This is a genomic window from Pelagibacterium montanilacus, assembly GCF_003992665.1.
GTDB lineage: Bacteria > Pseudomonadota > Alphaproteobacteria > Rhizobiales > Devosiaceae > Pelagibacterium > Pelagibacterium montanilacus.
The window spans coordinates 342,121-357,724 of the sequence record NZ_RZMX01000014.1 but is presented as its reverse complement, the minus strand read 5'-3'; the positions used below and the strand labels follow the sequence as shown (position 1 = coordinate 357,724).

At 63.3% G+C, this 15,604-nt stretch carries 12 protein-coding genes and 1 pseudogene; all 13 read left to right on the top strand.

All coding sequences use genetic code 11. The features are described 5' to 3' along the window. Positions 1-8 precede the first annotated feature (8 nt). The 13 genes and pseudogenes from EO136_RS06605 (at position 9) to EO136_RS06545 (ending at position 15,603) form a co-directional block, all read left to right on the top strand. Positions 9-1,199, top strand: a complete 1,191-nt coding sequence (locus tag EO136_RS06605) for an NADH-quinone oxidoreductase subunit D (RefSeq protein ID WP_127143665.1) — start codon at positions 9-11, stop codon at positions 1,197-1,199. Then, a pseudogene (nuoE, locus tag EO136_RS06600) lies at positions 1,199-2,113 on the top strand (NADH-quinone oxidoreductase subunit NuoE); the annotation flags it as partial. The gene EO136_RS06605 and the pseudogene nuoE, both read left to right, overlap by 1 nt. A 13-nt stretch (positions 2,114-2,126) precedes the next feature. Continuing rightward, positions 2,127-3,434 (top strand): NADH-quinone oxidoreductase subunit NuoF, encoded by a 1,308-nt coding sequence (nuoF, locus tag EO136_RS06595; protein ID WP_127143663.1) that lies wholly within the window; start codon positions 2,127-2,129, stop codon positions 3,432-3,434. A 6-nt stretch (positions 3,435-3,440) separates the two neighbouring features. Next, the gene (nuoG, locus tag EO136_RS06590; RefSeq protein WP_127143662.1) at positions 3,441-5,537 is read left to right on the top strand and encodes an NADH-quinone oxidoreductase subunit NuoG; all 2,097 of its coding nucleotides are present in this window, start codon (positions 3,441-3,443) and stop codon (positions 5,535-5,537) included. Positions 5,538-5,546: 9 nt separating this feature from the next. Continuing rightward, positions 5,547-6,647, top strand: a complete 1,101-nt coding sequence (nuoH, locus tag EO136_RS06585) for an NADH-quinone oxidoreductase subunit NuoH (protein ID WP_127143661.1) — start codon at positions 5,547-5,549, stop codon at positions 6,645-6,647. A gap of 10 nt (positions 6,648-6,657) precedes the next feature. Beyond that, positions 6,658-7,149 (top strand): NADH-quinone oxidoreductase subunit NuoI, encoded by a 492-nt coding sequence (gene nuoI / locus EO136_RS06580; RefSeq protein WP_127143660.1) that lies wholly within the window; start codon positions 6,658-6,660, stop codon positions 7,147-7,149. Between the two features lie 9 nt (positions 7,150-7,158). Then, positions 7,159-7,767, top strand: coding sequence for an NADH-quinone oxidoreductase subunit J (locus EO136_RS06575; protein ID WP_127143659.1), 609 nt, complete (start codon positions 7,159-7,161; stop codon positions 7,765-7,767). A 10-nt stretch (positions 7,768-7,777) separates the two neighbouring features. After that, positions 7,778-8,092 carry an NADH-quinone oxidoreductase subunit NuoK gene (gene nuoK / locus EO136_RS06570; protein WP_127143658.1) on the top strand — a complete coding sequence of 105 codons (315 nt, stop codon included), beginning with the start codon at positions 7,778-7,780 and terminating at the stop codon, positions 8,090-8,092. A 5-nt stretch (positions 8,093-8,097) separates the two neighbouring features. Continuing rightward, entirely contained in the window at positions 8,098-10,056 is a 1,959-nt protein-coding gene (gene nuoL / locus EO136_RS06565) for an NADH-quinone oxidoreductase subunit L (protein ID WP_127143657.1), read from the top strand. After that, the gene (locus EO136_RS06560; protein ID WP_127143656.1) at positions 10,053-11,555 is read left to right on the top strand and encodes an NADH-quinone oxidoreductase subunit M; all 1,503 of its coding nucleotides are present in this window, start codon (positions 10,053-10,055) and stop codon (positions 11,553-11,555) included. The genes nuoL and EO136_RS06560 overlap by 4 nt, the downstream gene beginning before the upstream one ends. Positions 11,556-11,564: 9 nt before the next feature. After that, the gene (gene nuoN, locus EO136_RS06555) at positions 11,565-13,010 is read left to right on the top strand and encodes an NADH-quinone oxidoreductase subunit NuoN (protein ID WP_127143655.1); all 1,446 of its coding nucleotides are present in this window, start codon (positions 11,565-11,567) and stop codon (positions 13,008-13,010) included. Between the two features lie 12 nt (positions 13,011-13,022). Continuing rightward, positions 13,023-13,853 carry a biotin--[acetyl-CoA-carboxylase] ligase gene (locus EO136_RS06550; RefSeq protein WP_127143654.1) on the top strand — a complete coding sequence of 277 codons (831 nt, stop codon included), beginning with the start codon at positions 13,023-13,025 and terminating at the stop codon, positions 13,851-13,853. Between the two features lie 67 nt (positions 13,854-13,920). Further along, positions 13,921-15,603 carry a ribonuclease J gene (locus EO136_RS06545; RefSeq protein ID WP_127143653.1) on the top strand — a complete coding sequence of 561 codons (1,683 nt, stop codon included), beginning with the start codon at positions 13,921-13,923 and terminating at the stop codon, positions 15,601-15,603. Position 15,604 lies beyond the last annotated feature (1 nt).

The window sequence follows — 15,604 nt, the reverse complement described above, 5'->3', positions numbered from 1 at the left end:
CAAAAGTCATGAGCGAGCACGACGTCAGAACCTTCAATATCAATTTCGGCCCCCAGCACCCTGCGGCACACGGCGTTCTGCGGCTGGTGCTCGAGCTGGACGGTGAGGTTGTCGAGCGCGTGGACCCGCATGTGGGCCTGCTCCATCGCGGCACAGAAAAGCTGATCGAGCACAAGACCTACCTTCAGGCCGTTCCCTATTTCGACCGGCTCGACTACGTCGCGCCCATGAACCAGGAACACGCCTTCGCTTTGGCTGTCGAGCGCTTGCTGGGGATCGAAGTGCCGTTCCGCGGTCAGTTGATCCGGGTGCTGTATTCCGAAATCGGCCGGCTGCTCTCGCATCTGCTCAACGTCACCACCCAGGCTCTGGACGTCGGCGCGCTCACGCCTCCGCTCTGGGGATTCGAGCAGCGCGAGCAGCTCATGGTGTTTTACGAACGTGCGAGCGGGTCGCGCATGCACGCGGCCTATTTCCGTCCCGGTGGCGTCCACCAGGATCTGCCCCAGGCGCTGATCGACGATATCGAGAAATTCACCGAGACCTTCCCCAAGGCGCTCGATGACATCGACAACCTGATCACCGGCAACCGCATCTTCAAGCAGCGCAATGTCGACATCGCGACGGTTTCGCTCGAGGACGCATGGGCCTGGGGCTTCTCGGGCGTGATGGTGCGCGGTTCGGGGGCCGCCTGGGATCTGCGCAAGAGCCAGCCCTATGAATGCTACGACCGGCTCGATTTCGACATCCCGGTCGGCAAGAACGGCGATTGCTACGACCGCTATCTCGTCCGCATGGAAGAGATGCGCCAGTCGAACTCGATCATGAAGCAGTGCATCGCGCTGCTCAATTCCGAGGAAGGCAAGGGCCCGGTCTCCTCGGTCGACGGCAAGATCGTGCCGCCCAAGCGCGGCCAGATGAAGCGCTCGATGGAAGCGCTCATACATCACTTCAAGCTCTATACCGAAGGGTACCGGGTGCCGGCAGGCGAGGTCTACGCCGCCGTCGAGGCGCCCAAGGGTGAATTCGGCGTGTATCTGGTCTCGGACGGGTCCAACAAACCCTACCGCTGCAAGATCCGCGCGCCCGGGTTCGCGCACCTTCAGGCCATGGATTTTGTTTCCCGCGGACACCTTCTGGCCGACGTTTCGGCCATTCTGGGTTCGCTCGATATCGTGTTCGGAGAGGTTGACCGCTGATGAGCGTGCGCCGCCTAGCAGAAGACAGTGTTCAGCCCACATCCTTCGCCTTCAGCGAGGAAAATGCGGCCTGGGCGAAAAAGCGGATTGCCCTTTATCCCGAGGGGCGCCAGCAATCGGCAGTGATCCCGCTGCTGATGCGCGCTCAGGAACAGGACGGCTGGGTCACCCGGGCCACCATCGAAACCGTGGCAGGCATGCTCGACATGCCCTATATCCGCGTTCTCGAGGTCGCGACCTTCTACACCCAATTCCAGCTTCAGCCGGTTGGCACGCGCGCCCACATCCAGGTGTGCGGCACCACGCCATGCATGCTGCGCGGCGCCGAGGACATCCGGGCCGTCTGCCAGAAGCACATCCATGCCGAACCGCACCACCTCAACGCGGACGGAACGATGAGCTGGGAAGAAGTGGAATGCGCGGGCGCGTGTGTGAATGCGCCCATGGTGACCATCGGGTTCGACACCTATGAGGACCTGACCACCGAGCGCTTCGAGGAAATCCTGCTCGCATTCCGCGACGGCAAGGGTGATACGATCAAGCCGGGCCCCCAGATCGATCGCCAGTTCTCGGCGGCCCAGTCCGGACGGACCACGCTGCTTGCAGACGTCGAGCACATCGAGCACGAGCATGTTGATAACGGTCCGGTCGACCCGCCCAAGAAGGCCACCCGGCCCGGACGCAAGCGCGAAGTCGATGATGAGGCGGCACCCGGCATCAAGGGCCCGTCGCCTGAGGGCAAGGTCTCGAGTGAACGTGCTGAAGCCGAGGAAAATGAAGCCGGCGGCCCGGCACGCGCCAAGCCCGACCAGACGATGCGCGAAGGCGCGACCGGTGGCGAATCTCCGGCTGAAGAGCCGACGAAAGCGCGGAGCAAGCCCGCCGCCCGCAAGCCCGCTACCCGCAAGTCCAAGGAGTGAATCGAAGATGCTTGACGACAAGGATCGCATATTCACCAATCTCTACGGGCTCGGCGACTGGGGCCTGGATGGCGCCCGGCGGCGTGGCGCGTGGAGCGGGACCAAGGACCTGCTCGACAGGGGGCGGGAATGGCTGACCGGTGAGGTCAAGGCTTCCGGCTTGCGCGGACGCGGCGGCGCCGGCTTTCCCACGGGCCTGAAATGGTCGTTCATGCCCAAGCAGTCGGATGGCCGGCCGCACTATCTGGTGGTCAATGCCGACGAATCCGAGCCGGGCACGTGCAAGGATCGCGAGATCCTGCGCCATGATCCCCATCATCTGATCGAAGGGTGCCTGATCGCGGGCCGCGCCATGGATGCCCACACGGCGTTCATCTATGTGCGCGGCGAATTCATGCGCGAGCGCCAGCGCCTTGAGGCCGCAGTGCAACAGGCCTATGACGCGCGGCTGATCGGCAAGGACAACATCCACGGCTGGGATTTCGATATCGTCGTCCACCATGGGGCAGGGGCTTATATCTGCGGTGAGGAAACCGCGCTGATGGAGAGCCTCGAGGGCAAAAAGGGCCAGCCAAGGCTCAAGCCGCCATTCCCCGCGGGCGTCGGGCTCTATGGAAACCCCACGACCGTCAACAACGTCGAATCGATCGCCGTGGTGCCGGAAATCCTGCGCCGCGGGGCGAGTTGGTTCGCCGGGCTGGGCCGCGAGAACAACACCGGGTCCAAGCTGTTCTGCGTATCAGGACACGTGAACAATCCCGCGACGTTCGAGGAAGAAATGGGCACGCCCTTCGACGTGCTGATCGAAAAGCATTGCGGCGGCGTCCGCGGCGGCTGGGACAATCTGCTGGCCGTGATCCCCGGCGGCTCATCGGTGCCCTGCGTGCCCGGCGAAAAGATCAGGTCGGCCCAGATGGACTTCGACGGGCTCAAGGAAGTCGGTTCCTCGCTCGGCACCGCGGCCGTTATCGTGATGGACAATTCCACCGACATCATCCGCGCTATCTGGCGGCTTTCGGCATTTTACAAGCACGAGAGCTGCGGCCAGTGCACGCCCTGCCGCGAAGGCACGGGCTGGATGATGCGGGTTATGGAGCGCATGGTGCGTGGTGAAGCCCAGAAGCGGGAAATCGACATGCTGTTTGCCGTCACCAAGCAGGTGGAGGGTCACACCATCTGTGCGCTCGGCGACGCTGCCGCATGGCCGATTCAGGGGCTGATCCGCAATTTCCGCCATGTGATCGAAGAACGGATCGATGCATACACCTACAAGTCCACGTCCGACGGCGCCGTGCCCTCGGTTGCGGCGGAGTAAAGTCAAATGGCTCAGATCAAAGTCGATGGTGAACTGATCGAGGTTCCCGATCACTTTACGCTCATGCAGGCGGCAGAGGCCGCGGGCGCGGAAATCCCGCGCTTTTGCTACCACGAGCGGCTCTCGGTGGCGGGCAACTGCCGCATGTGCCTCGTGGAAGTGAAGGGCGGCCCCCCCAAGCCGCAGGCAAGCTGCGCCATGAGCGTGCGTGATTTGCGCCCGGGCCCGAACGGCGAAGCGCCGGAAATGTTCACCAACACGCCGATGGTCAAGAAGGCCCGCGAAGGCGTGATGGAGTTCCTGCTCATCAACCATCCGCTCGACTGCCCGATCTGCGATCAGGGCGGAGAATGCGATCTGCAGGACCAGGCGATGGCCTATGGCGTGGACACATCGCGCTATTGGGAGAACAAGCGCGCCGTCGAGAACAAGCATATCGGCCCGCTGGTCAAGACGATCATGAACCGATGCATCCACTGCACGCGCTGCGTCCGCTTCACGACGGAAGTGGCCGGCATCTCCGAGCTGGGCCTTGTGGGCCGTGGCGAGGACGCCGAGATCACTTCCTATCTTGAACGCTCGCTGACCAGCGAGCTGCAGGGCAACGTGATCGATCTTTGCCCCGTGGGCGCGCTGACGTCCAAGCCCTATGCCTTCCAGGCCCGCCCCTGGGAGCTCTCCAAGACCGAGAGCGTGGACGTTATGGACGCGGTCGGCTCGAGCATCCGGGTGGACGCGCGCGGACGCGAAGTCATGCGCATTCTGCCGCGCATCCATGAAGGCGTGAACGAGGAATGGATTTCCGACAAGACGCGCTTCGTGTGGGACGGGCTGCGGACGCAGCGGCTCGATCGCCCCTATGTCCGCAAGGACGGCAAGCTGCGCGCCGGCACCTGGCGCGAGGCCTTCGGCGCCATCGCCGAGGCAATCGGCAAAACGGATGGCAAGGCCATCGGCGCGATCGCCGGAGATCTCGCTGCGGTCGAGGAAATGTACGCGCTCAAGGCGCTGATGGCGTCGCTGGGCTCGACCAACATCGATTCGCGCCCGGCGGGCGTGGCGCTCGATCCCGCCAAGGGCCGGGCCAGCTACATCTTCAACCCGACGATCGCGGGAATCGAACAGGCCGATGCCATCCTTTTGGTGGGCACCAACCCGCGGAGGGAAGCGGCGGTGCTCAACGCACGTATCCGCAAGGCATGGCGCGCCGGCAACGTGCCGGTCGCGGTGATCGGCGAACAGGCCGACCTCACCTATGATTACACCTATCTGGGAGCGGGCATTCAGTCGCTGACCGATCTTGCCGGAGGCAAGGGCGATTTCGCCGAAGTGTTCAAGACCGCCAAGCGGCCGATGGTGATCGTGGGCGAGGGGGCGCTTGCGGGGGGCCCTGGCGCGCAGGTTGCCGCCATGGCCGCACAGATTGCCAGGACCAGCGGCGCGACGGACGAGGGGTGGAACGGCTATGCCGTGCTGCACAACGCCGCCGCGCGCGTGGGTGCGCTTGACATCGGCTTCGTGCCGGGCAAGGGCGGAATGGCCACCGACGCCATGCTCAAGGCTTCGGCCAAGGGCAAGCTGGACGTGCTGTTCCTCTTGGGCGCGGACGAGATCGATGTCCCGGCGATCGGCGCAGAGACGCTGGTGGTCTATATCGGCACCCATGGCGATGCGGGTGCCCATCGGGCCGACGTGATTCTGCCCGCATCGACCTACACGGAAAAGAGCGGCACCTATGTGAACACCGAGGGCCGCGTGCAGATGACCACCCGGGCGATCTTCTCGCCGGGCGACGCCAAGGAAGACTGGGCAATTCTGCGGGCTCTCTCGGGTGTGCTCGGCAAGACTCTGCCTTTCGACTCGCTTCAGGCATTGCGTTCGGCGCTTTATGGGGAGTATCCCCACCTCGCACGGCTCGACCAGATTGCGCCGGGCAAGGCGACTGATGTAGACAGGCTCGCGGGCAAGCCCGAAGCCAAGGGGGACCAGGCCTTCATCTCGCCCGTGTCCGACTTCTATCTGACCAACCCGATCGCTCGGGCCTCGGCCGTCATGGCCGAGTGCTCGCAGATGATGTCGGGCATCAAGCAGGCGGCGGAGTAGAACAGCGTTATGGATTGGTTCGTGAACGCCCTCGATTATCTTCTCGGCGTGCCGGTTCTCGGGCTGGGCACCGAGGTCGGGTTCGTCTGGAAGGCCCTGCTGCTGCTGGTGACCCTCCTGGTCTTCACGGCATATGTGCTGCTGGCCGATCGCAAGATCTGGGCCGCCGTGCAGATCCGGCGCGGCCCCAACGTCGTGGGCGCCTTCGGCCTGCTGCAGAGCTTTGCCGATCTTCTCAAGTTCGTGCTCAAGGAACCGGTGATCCCGGCCGGTGCGGACAAGGCCGTTTTCCTTCTCGCACCGCTGGTCACCGTGCTCCTGGCGCTTTCGGCCTGGGCGGTCGTTCCGGTCGCCGAAGGGTGGGCACTGGCCGACATCAATGTGGGCATTCTCTACATCTTCGCGATTTCCTCGCTGGCGGTCTATGGCGTGATCATGGGCGGCTGGGCGTCGAACTCGAAATATCCGTTCCTCGGCGCGCTGCGCTCGGCGGCGCAGATGGTGTCCTACGAGGTGTCCATCGGTTTCGTGATCATCACGGTGCTCTTGTGCGTGGGTTCGCTCAACCTCACCCACATCGTGATCGCCCAGCAGGAGATGGGGCTGGCCCATGCCCTCGGGGTGCCCTGGCTGGCTTTCCTGAACTGGTTCTGGCTGCCGCTGTTCCCGATGTTCGTGATCTTCTTCATCTCGGCTCTGGCCGAGACCAACCGTCCGCCGTTCGACCTTCCCGAAGCCGAATCCGAGCTGGTCGCCGGCTTCATGGTGGAGTACGGCTCGACCCCGTACATGATGTTCATGCTCGGCGAGTACGTCTCGATCATCCTGATGTGCGCGCTCACCACGCTCCTGTTCCTGGGGGGCTGGAGTGCACCGATCAATTTGCCGCCGTTCACCTGGATCCCCGATCCCGTGTGGTTCGTGCTCAAGCTTTCCCTGGTGTTCTTCATGTTCGCCATGGTCAAGGCGTTCGTTCCGCGCTACCGGTACGACCAGCTCATGCGGCTTGGCTGGAAAGTGTTCCTGCCCGTTTCCCTCGCAATGGTCGTGATCGTCGCAGCGGTGCTCCAGTTCACCGGCTGGGGCTGGCACGGCGGCATGGGAGCCTAGGAGAAAGACGATGCAACAGGCACTGAGATTTTTCGACGCGTTGCTGCTTCGCGAGTTCGTCTCGACGTTCTTTCTCGCGATGCGCTATTTCTTCGCGCCCAAGCCCACCATCAACTATCCCTTCGAGAAGGGGCGGATCAGCCCGCGGTTCCGCGGCGAGCATGCGCTGCGCCGCTACCCCAATGGCGAAGAACGCTGCATCGCCTGCAAGCTGTGCGAGGCGATCTGCCCGGCCCAGGCCATCACCATCGAGGCCGGCCCGCGCCAGAACGACGGCACGCGGCGCACGGTGCGATACGACATCGACATGGTGAAGTGCATTTATTGCGGCTTCTGCCAGGAGGCTTGCCCGGTCGATGCCATCGTCGAGGGTCCCAATTTCGAGTTCGCCACCGAGACCCGTGAGGAGCTGTACTTCTCCAAGGAGCGCCTGCTGGCCAATGGCGACCGCTGGGAGCGTGAGCTGGCCGCCAACATCGCGCTCGACGCGCCCTACCGCTAGGAGCGACTGGTGACCCTGCCGCTGTTCTTTTTCTACCTGTTCTCGGCCGTCGTGATCGCGTCGGCACTGATGGTCATTGCCTCGCGCAATGCGGTCCATTCGGTGCTGTTCCTGATCCTGGCCTTCGTCAACGCGGCCGGCATCTTCATGCTGGCGGGCGCCGAATTCCTCGCCCTGATCCTGATCGTCGTTTACGTCGGCGCCGTGGCGGTGCTGTTCCTGTTCGTTGTCATGATGCTGGACGTCGATTTCGGCCAGCTGCGCCGGGGGATGCTTCAGTTCATGCCGGTCGGGGCGCTGGTCGGCATCGTGCTTCTGCTCGAGCTGCTCATGGTTGCCGGTGCGTCCTATCTCGTGCCCGAAGCGGCGGGGACGGGCGCCTTGCCGATCGACCAGACCGTGGACAACACGCGGGCCCTCGGGCTCGTGCTCTACACGCGCTACATCTATCTCTTCCAGGCGAGCGGGCTGATCCTCCTGGTTGCCATGATCGGCGCCATCGTTCTGACGCTGCGCCACAAGCCTGGCGTCAAGCGGCAGGACATCGGCAAGCAGGTCGCGCGCGACAAGCAGTCGGGCCTCGAGATCGTCAAGGTACAGAGCGGCAAGGGTTTGTAAGGGGGCTATGATGACATCGGTTATCGGGCTCGGTCACTTTCTGACCGTAGCCGCAATCCTGTTCACCATCGGGGTGTTCGGCATCTTCCTCAACCGGAAGAACATCATCATCATCCTGATGTCGGTGGAGTTGATCCTTCTGGCGGTCAACATCAACCTGGTGGCGTTCTCGCTCCATCTCAACGATCTGGTCGGTCAGGTCTTCGCGCTGCTGATCCTGACCGTGGCCGCCGCCGAGGCTGCGATCGGCCTGGCCATCCTTGTGATCTTCTTCCGGAATCGCGGCTCGATCGCCGTCGACGACGTCAACACGATGAGGGGCTGACGGCGATGATTCAGGCAATCGTGTTCCTGCCGCTGATCGGCGCGCTGGTTGCCGGCCTTTTCGGCCGGACGATCGGGCACAAGGCCGCCGAGGTGCTGACCACGTCGCTTCTGGTCATCGCGGCGATCCTCTCCTGGATCGTGTTCATCCCGTTCTTTCTGGGCAATGCCGAGGCCTACAAGGTCGAGATCATGCGCTGGATCGTCACCGGCGACCTCGACCTGCGTTGGATCCTGCGCGTCGATACACTGACGGCGATCATGCTGGTCGTGGTCAACACCGTGTCCTGCCTCGTGCATGTCTATTCGATCGGCTACATGCACGACGATCCGCACCGCGCGCGCTTCTTTGCCTACCTCTCGCTGTTCACCTTCGCGATGCTGATGCTGGTGACGGCCGACAACTTCCTCCAGATGTTCTTTGGCTGGGAAGGCGTGGGGCTGGCCTCCTACCTGCTGATCGGGTTCTGGTACAAGAAGCCCTCGGCCAACGCCGCAGCCATGAAGGCCTTCGTGGTCAACCGTGTCGGTGATTTCGGGTTCGCGCTTGGCATTTTCGGGACGTTCTATCTCGTCGGTTCGCTCGGGTTCGAGGATACCTTCGCGGCGCTTCCCGGGCTTGCGGATGCCACGATCCCGATCCTTGGTGGTGAATACCACGCGCTGACCGTTGTTTGCCTGCTGCTGTTCATGGGGGCGATGGGCAAGTCGGCGCAGTTCCTGCTGCACACCTGGCTGCCGGACGCCATGGAGGGCCCGACGCCTGTGTCCGCGCTCATTCACGCGGCCACCATGGTGACCGCCGGGGTCTTTCTCGTCGCGCGTCTCTCGCCCATGTTCGAGATGAGCGAAACCGCGACGCTTGTGATCATCTATGTCGGCGCGATCACGGCGTTCTTTGCCGCGACCGTCGGGCTCGTGCAGAACGACATCAAGCGCGTCATTGCCTACTCGACCTGCTCCCAGCTCGGCTACATGTTCGTGGCGCTCGGGGTAGGGGCCTATTCGGCCGGCGTCTATCACCTGTTCACCCACGCCTTCTTCAAGGCGCTGCTGTTCCTCGGGGCCGGGTCGGTCATCCATGCGATGCACCACGAGCAGGATATGCGCAACATGGGCGGCATCGCCCGCAAGATCCCGATCACCTATGCGATGATGATCATAGGCACGCTGGCACTGACCGGAGTGGGCATTCCGGGCACCATGTTCGGGTTCGCCGGGTTCTTCTCGAAGGACGCAATCATCGAGGCCGCCTATGCCTTTGGCGGACCCGCCGGGCAGCTCGCTTTCTGGATGCTGGTCATCGCGGCACTGTTCACGAGCTTCTACTCCTGGCGCCTGATCCACCTGACGTTCCACGGCAAGACGCGCGCGGACCAGCACACGTTCGACCACGCCCATGAGAGCCCTCGCATCATGCTGGTGCCTCTCTATATTCTGGCTGCGGGCGCGGTGCTCGCCGGCGTGGTGTTCTACGACGTGTTCTTCGGGCACGCCGAGCACGTGGAACACTTCTTCCATGGCGCTGTCGTGGTCGATGCCGAGATCATCGATGCGGCACACTACGTGCCCTTCTGGGTCAAGGCCTCGGCGGCCATGGCCATGCTGGCCGGGTTCGTACTGGCCTGGTACTTCTACATCCGCCGGCCCGAGGCGCCGCGGGAGCTGGCCGCGGAGCATCCGGGGCTCTACAAGTTCCTGCTCAACAAGTGGTATTTCGACGAAATCTACGACTTCCTGTTCGTCCGTCCGACCCGCTGGGTGGGGCAGGCGCTCTGGAAGGGGTTCGATGACTGGTTCGTCGACCAGATGCTTGTCGAAGGCCTGGGGCGCAGGGTCAAGCAGGTGACCACACAGGTGGTCCGGCTGCAGTCCGGCTACCTCTACCACTATGCATTCGCAATGCTGATCGGCGTAGCAGCGCTCATTACGTGGGCGATCGCCGCCGGGGGACTTCTGGGATGATCCTGACCGACAACATACTCACGATAATAACATTCCTGCCGCTGGTCGGGGCGTTCTTCATCCTTTTGACGCCGGGTCAGGACGAGGTCGCGGTTCTCAACATCAAGCGCATCGCGCTGGCCACGACCTTCGTGACCTTCGTGTTCGCGCTGCTGATGTGGGGCCTGTTCGACCCCGATACCGCCGACTTCCAGTTTGTCCAGAATTCGCCCTGGATGGGCGAGGTCATCGGCTACCGCATGGGCGTGGACGGCATTTCGGTGCTGTTCATCGTGCTCACGGGCCTTTTGATGCCCATGTGCATCCTTGCAAGCTGGGACTCGGTGAAGCACCGCGTGCGCGAATACATGGTGCTCTTCCTGGTCCTCGAAATGCTGATGATGGGCGTCTTTGCGACGCTCGATCTGGCGATGTTCTACGTCTTCTTCGAAGGCAGCCTCATCCCGATGTTCCTGATCATCGGCATCTGGGGCGGCAAGCGCAGGATCCAGGCGAGCTACAAGTTCTTCTTTTACACCTTCGTAGGCTCGGTGCTGATGCTGCTCGCGATCATGGCGATGTACTGGTACGCTGGTACGCTCGACATCTCGCGGCTCCTCGCAGTCGATTTCCCCGAGTCCATGCAGATCTGGCTGTGGCTGGCGTTCTTTGCCTCGCTCGCCGTCAAGATGCCCATGTGGCCGTTGCACCGCTGGCTGCCCGAGGCGCACGTCGAGGCCCCGACCGCCGGTTCGGTGATTCTGGCTGCGATCCTGCTCAAGCTGGGCGGCTATGGCTTCCTGCGCTTCTCGCTGCCCATGTTCCCCGACGCCTCGCTGATGTTCTCGAACTTCGTGTTCGTGCTGTCTGTGGCAGCGATCGTCATCACGTCCGTCGTGGCGCTGGTGCAGACCGACGTCAAGAAGCTGATCGCCTACTCATCGGTGGCCCATATGGGCTTTGTGACCATGGGCATCTTCGCCGGCAACATCTACGGCGTGCAGGGCGCGATCTTCCAGATGGTCTCGCACGGCATCGTTTCGGGCGCGCTGTTCCTTTCGGTCGGCGTCATCTACGACCGTATGCATACCCGCGACATCTCCGCTTATGGCGGTCTGGTCGAACGCATGCCGAAATACGCCTTCGCGTTCATGATCTTCACCATGGCCAATGTGGGACTGCCCGGCACGTCCGGCTTTGTGGGTGAATTCCTCACGCTGCTTGCGATCTTCCAGGTCAACACCTGGTTTGCCATCGTGGCGACCCTCGGCGTGATCTTCTCTGCGTGCTACGGGCTATGGCTCTACCGCAAGGTGATCTTCGGGGCGCTGGAAAAGGAAAGCCTGCGCGGCATCCTCGATCTGAGCCCACGCGAGATGCTCACCATCGTGCCGCTGATCGTGCTTACCATCTTCTTTGGATTTTATCCCGCCCCGCTGCTGGACACGACCGCCGCGTCCGTCCAGGCGCTGGTCGACCAGTATGCCGCGGCCACAGGCCTTGCGGCAGCCGGGCAATAGGAGCTGACTATGATTTCCGAATTCGGGGGATTCGCTTCGCTCGCACCGGCCTATCCGGAGATGTTGGTCGCCGTGGGTGCGCTTGCACTGCTGATGCTGGGTGTTTTCGCCAAGCGCGAGGCATCGACTCTTGTCACGGGCATGGCCATTGGCCTGCTCGCCGCCGTTGCGCTGTTCGTGGCCTTCCAGCCGAGCCAGGGCGTGTTGTTCGCAGGCGGGTTCATCAATGATGAGTTCGCCCGCTTCATGAAGACGCTGGTGATCGCAGGGTCGGTGTTCGCGCTGGTTCTCTCGGTTTCCAATGCCCAGGATCACGGGCTCAACAAGTTCGAGTATCCCGTGCTGGTCGTGCTTGCCACGCTCGGCATGATGATGATGGTTTCGGCCAACGATCTGATGAGCCTTTATGTCGGCCTCGAGTTGCAGTCGCTTGCGCTCTACGTGGTTGCGTCGATCAAGCGCGACAGCACACGGGCGACTGAGGCGGGCCTGAAATACTTCGTCCTTGGCGCTCTCTCCTCAGGCATGCTGCTTTATGGCGCTTCGCTGGTCTACGGGTTCACGGGTCATACCCAGCTCGATCAGATCGCCGCTGCCGCCGCGCTGGGCGACCGCAACATCGGCCTCATTTTCGGCCTCGTGTTCCTGCTGGCCGGCATAGCCTTCAAGATTTCGGCCGTGCCGTTCCACATGTGGACGCCCGACGTCTACGAAGGCGCGCCGACACCGGTCACAGCGTTCTTCGCATCCGCGCCCAAGGTGGCGGCCATGGCCCTGCTGATCCGCGTGGCGTTCGAGGCCTTCGAGCCGATCGCCCGGGACTGGCAGCAGGTGGTCATCTTCCTGTCCATCGCTTCGATGGTGCTCGCCTCCTTTGCGGCGATCGGGCAGAACAACCTGAAGCGCCTGATGGCCTATTCCTCGATCGGCCATATCGGTTTCGCGCTGGTCGGACTGTCCGCCGGGAGCCTTGTGGGCGTTGAAGGCGTCGCGATCTACATGGCGATCTACATGGCCATGACGATCGGCACCTTCGCGTGCATTCTCGCGCTGCGCAACGAGAACGGCTATGTGCGGACCATCGACGATCTGGCAGGGCTGGCACAGGGCAGGCCGTTCGTCGCGGCGATGCTGGCGATGTTCATGTTCTCACTGGTCGGCCTGCCGCCCCTCGCGGGGTTTTTCGCCAAATGGTACGTGTTCCTTGCAGCAATGGAGGCCCAGTTGTTCATCCTCGCGGTGATCGGCATGCTGGCCAGCGCCGTAAGCGCTTTTTACTACCTGCGCGTGGTCAAGGTCATGTATTTTGACGAGCCCACTGCAACCTATCCGGTTCCCGCGGTCGAACTGCGGGTGGTGATGGGGCTGGTCGGGTTCCTCGTGCTCTCGTACTACTTCACGGTCGGTGGTCCGCTCGCCCGGCTCGCGCATGAGGCAGCGGGGAGCCTGTTCTAGGGCAGGCGCGCAATGTTCGCTCTCACATCCCGTGCTCTGGACGCAGGCTATCGCGTCATCGGCCACGAAACGGTCGGCTCGACCAACGCCGAGGCTCTCGCTGCGGCCGGAGCGGGAGACCCGGGCAGGCTGTGGATCGCGGCGCTCTCCCAGAGCGCTGGACGCGGACGACGCGGACGCGTATGGGAGAGCGCGAAAGGCAATCTCGCCGCGACGGTGATGATCCGGCCCGGGGGTGATGCGGGCCAGGTGGCCACGCTTGGCTTTGTTGCCGGGGTCGCGCTGAACCGGACGCTGAACGCCCTCGTTCCAAAGGGGACGTTCCGGTCCGGACTGGACGGCGCCGACGGCACGAGCGAGGCCGGTAAAGCGCGGATCGCGCTGAAATGGCCCAACGATGTTCTGGTCGATGGCGGCAAGGTCGCTGGCATTCTTCTCGAGACGCAGATTTCGGCGCGCAAGGGGCTCGCCGTTGCGATCGGGTTCGGTGTCAATGTCGTCGCCGCGCCCCAGGACACACCCTATCCGGCGATAAGTCTCGCCGATCTCGAACTGGGGCTCGACGCGCCGACGGTTTTCGCGCACCTTGCCGACAACTGGATAGATTGCCTCGCAGACTGGAACGACGGGGCAGGTGTTTCCCGAATTCTCGACCAATGGCGCAGCCACGCTGCCGGGCTTGGGTCGCAAGTGGCCATTCAGAGCGGCGGGGACGTCGTTCGCGGGACATTCGAAGCTATTGACGATGCGGGCCGTCTGGTCGTCCGCGATATGCACGGGCACCGCACCGCGATTTCGGCGGGCGATGTCCATTTTGGAGCGACGGCCACGCTGCGTGCGTAGCCTGGCTCAGCTTTAGACACACGAAAAGCGGCGGCGGGATATGGATCCCGCGCCGAGAAGAGGATTCATGGCTGGAACTGACAACAAGGACGCTGAACTGGTGTTCGTGCCGCTCGGGGGCGTAGGCGAGATCGGGATGAATATGGGGCTGTACGGCTTCGGTCCCGCGCACGATCGGCAATGGCTGGTGGTGGATTGCGGCGTGACCTTCGGCGGTCCCGACCTGCCGGGGATCGAGCTGATCATGCCCGACACGCGGTTTCTCGAGGAGGAAGCCGACCGTATCGTCGGGCTGGTAATCACCCACGCCCATGAGGACCATTACGGCGCGGTGCTCGATCTGTGGCCGACATTTGACAAACCCGTCTATGCATCGCGGTTCTGCGAGGCGATGCTCAAGGCCAAGCGGGCTTCGAACGGGATCGTCGACGACGTGGACGTCACCGTCTTCACGCCAGGCGTTCCTTTCAGTCTCGGCGACTTCACGGTCGAGGTGATTCCCATGTCGCACTCGGCGCCCGAGACAGGTGCGCTGCTGATCGATACGCCGGCGGGCAGGGTGCTGCACACCGCGGACTGGAAGATCGACCACGGCCCCGTGGGCACGCCCATGACCGATATCGAGCGCCTCAAGGCGCTGGGTGCAGAGGGCAAGCCGCTGGCAGTGATCGGCGACAGCACCAATGCCATGAAGGAGGGCGTCAGCCCGTCGGAATCCGACATCGCCGACAATCTCGCGGCCCTGATCGCGCGCGCCCCCCACCGGGTGGCCGTCACGATCTTTGCATCCAATCTGGGGCGCATGATTTCGATCGCCCGGGCCGCGGCCAAGGCCGACCGGCAGGTGGTGGCCGCAGGACGCGCCATCCACCGGGTGGCCGGCATTGCCCGCGAGCTGGGGATGATGGAGGGCATACCGCCATTCCTCGACCAGAACGAATACGGCTATCTGCCGCGCGAGAAGGTGGTGCTGCTGTGCACCGGGTCTCAGGGCGAGTCGCGGGCGGCAATGGCAAGGATCGCGGCTGGCACGCACCCGGTGATCGATCTGTCGCCCGGGGACTGGGCTGTCTTCTCGTCCTGGGCGATCCCGGGCAACGAAAAGGGCGTTCTCGATATCCAGAACGCGCTCGTGGACAAGGGCGTCAAGATCATCACCAACGCCGACGAGGTGGTGCACGTCTCAGGTCACCCGCGCCGCAGCGAGCTGGCTCAGCTCTACGACTGGGTCAAGCCGCATCTGTTGGTACCGGTGCATGGAGAGCCCATGCATCTCGAAGCACACGCCAAGTTTGCGCGCGAGCAAGGCATTGGCAAGGTGTTCTCGATCCGCAATGGCGACATGCTCAGGCTCTACCCCGAGCCAGCGCATTTCCCCGGCGAGGTGCCGGTCGGCGTGCTGTACCTTGACGGCAACCTGCTCTGCACGCCCGAGGAAAGCCGCGTGCGCGACCGGCGGCGCCTCGCGTTGGGCGGACTGGTGGTCATCTCGCTCGCGGTGAACGGAGCGGGTCAGATCGTCTCAGGCCCCATGTTCGATCTGGACGGGTTGCCCGAGCTGGAAGATGATGAAGATCCCTTGCTCGACGTGGTCAAGGATGCGGCGAATGGGGCGTTCAAGAGCATGCCCGGCAAGCGGCGCGGCGATACGGGCCGGCTGGCCGAGGCCATCAGGCGCGCCGTTCGGTCCGAGGTCAATGCCGTCTGGGGCCGCAAGCCCATCGTGAAAGTCACCGTTCACAAGGTCTGAG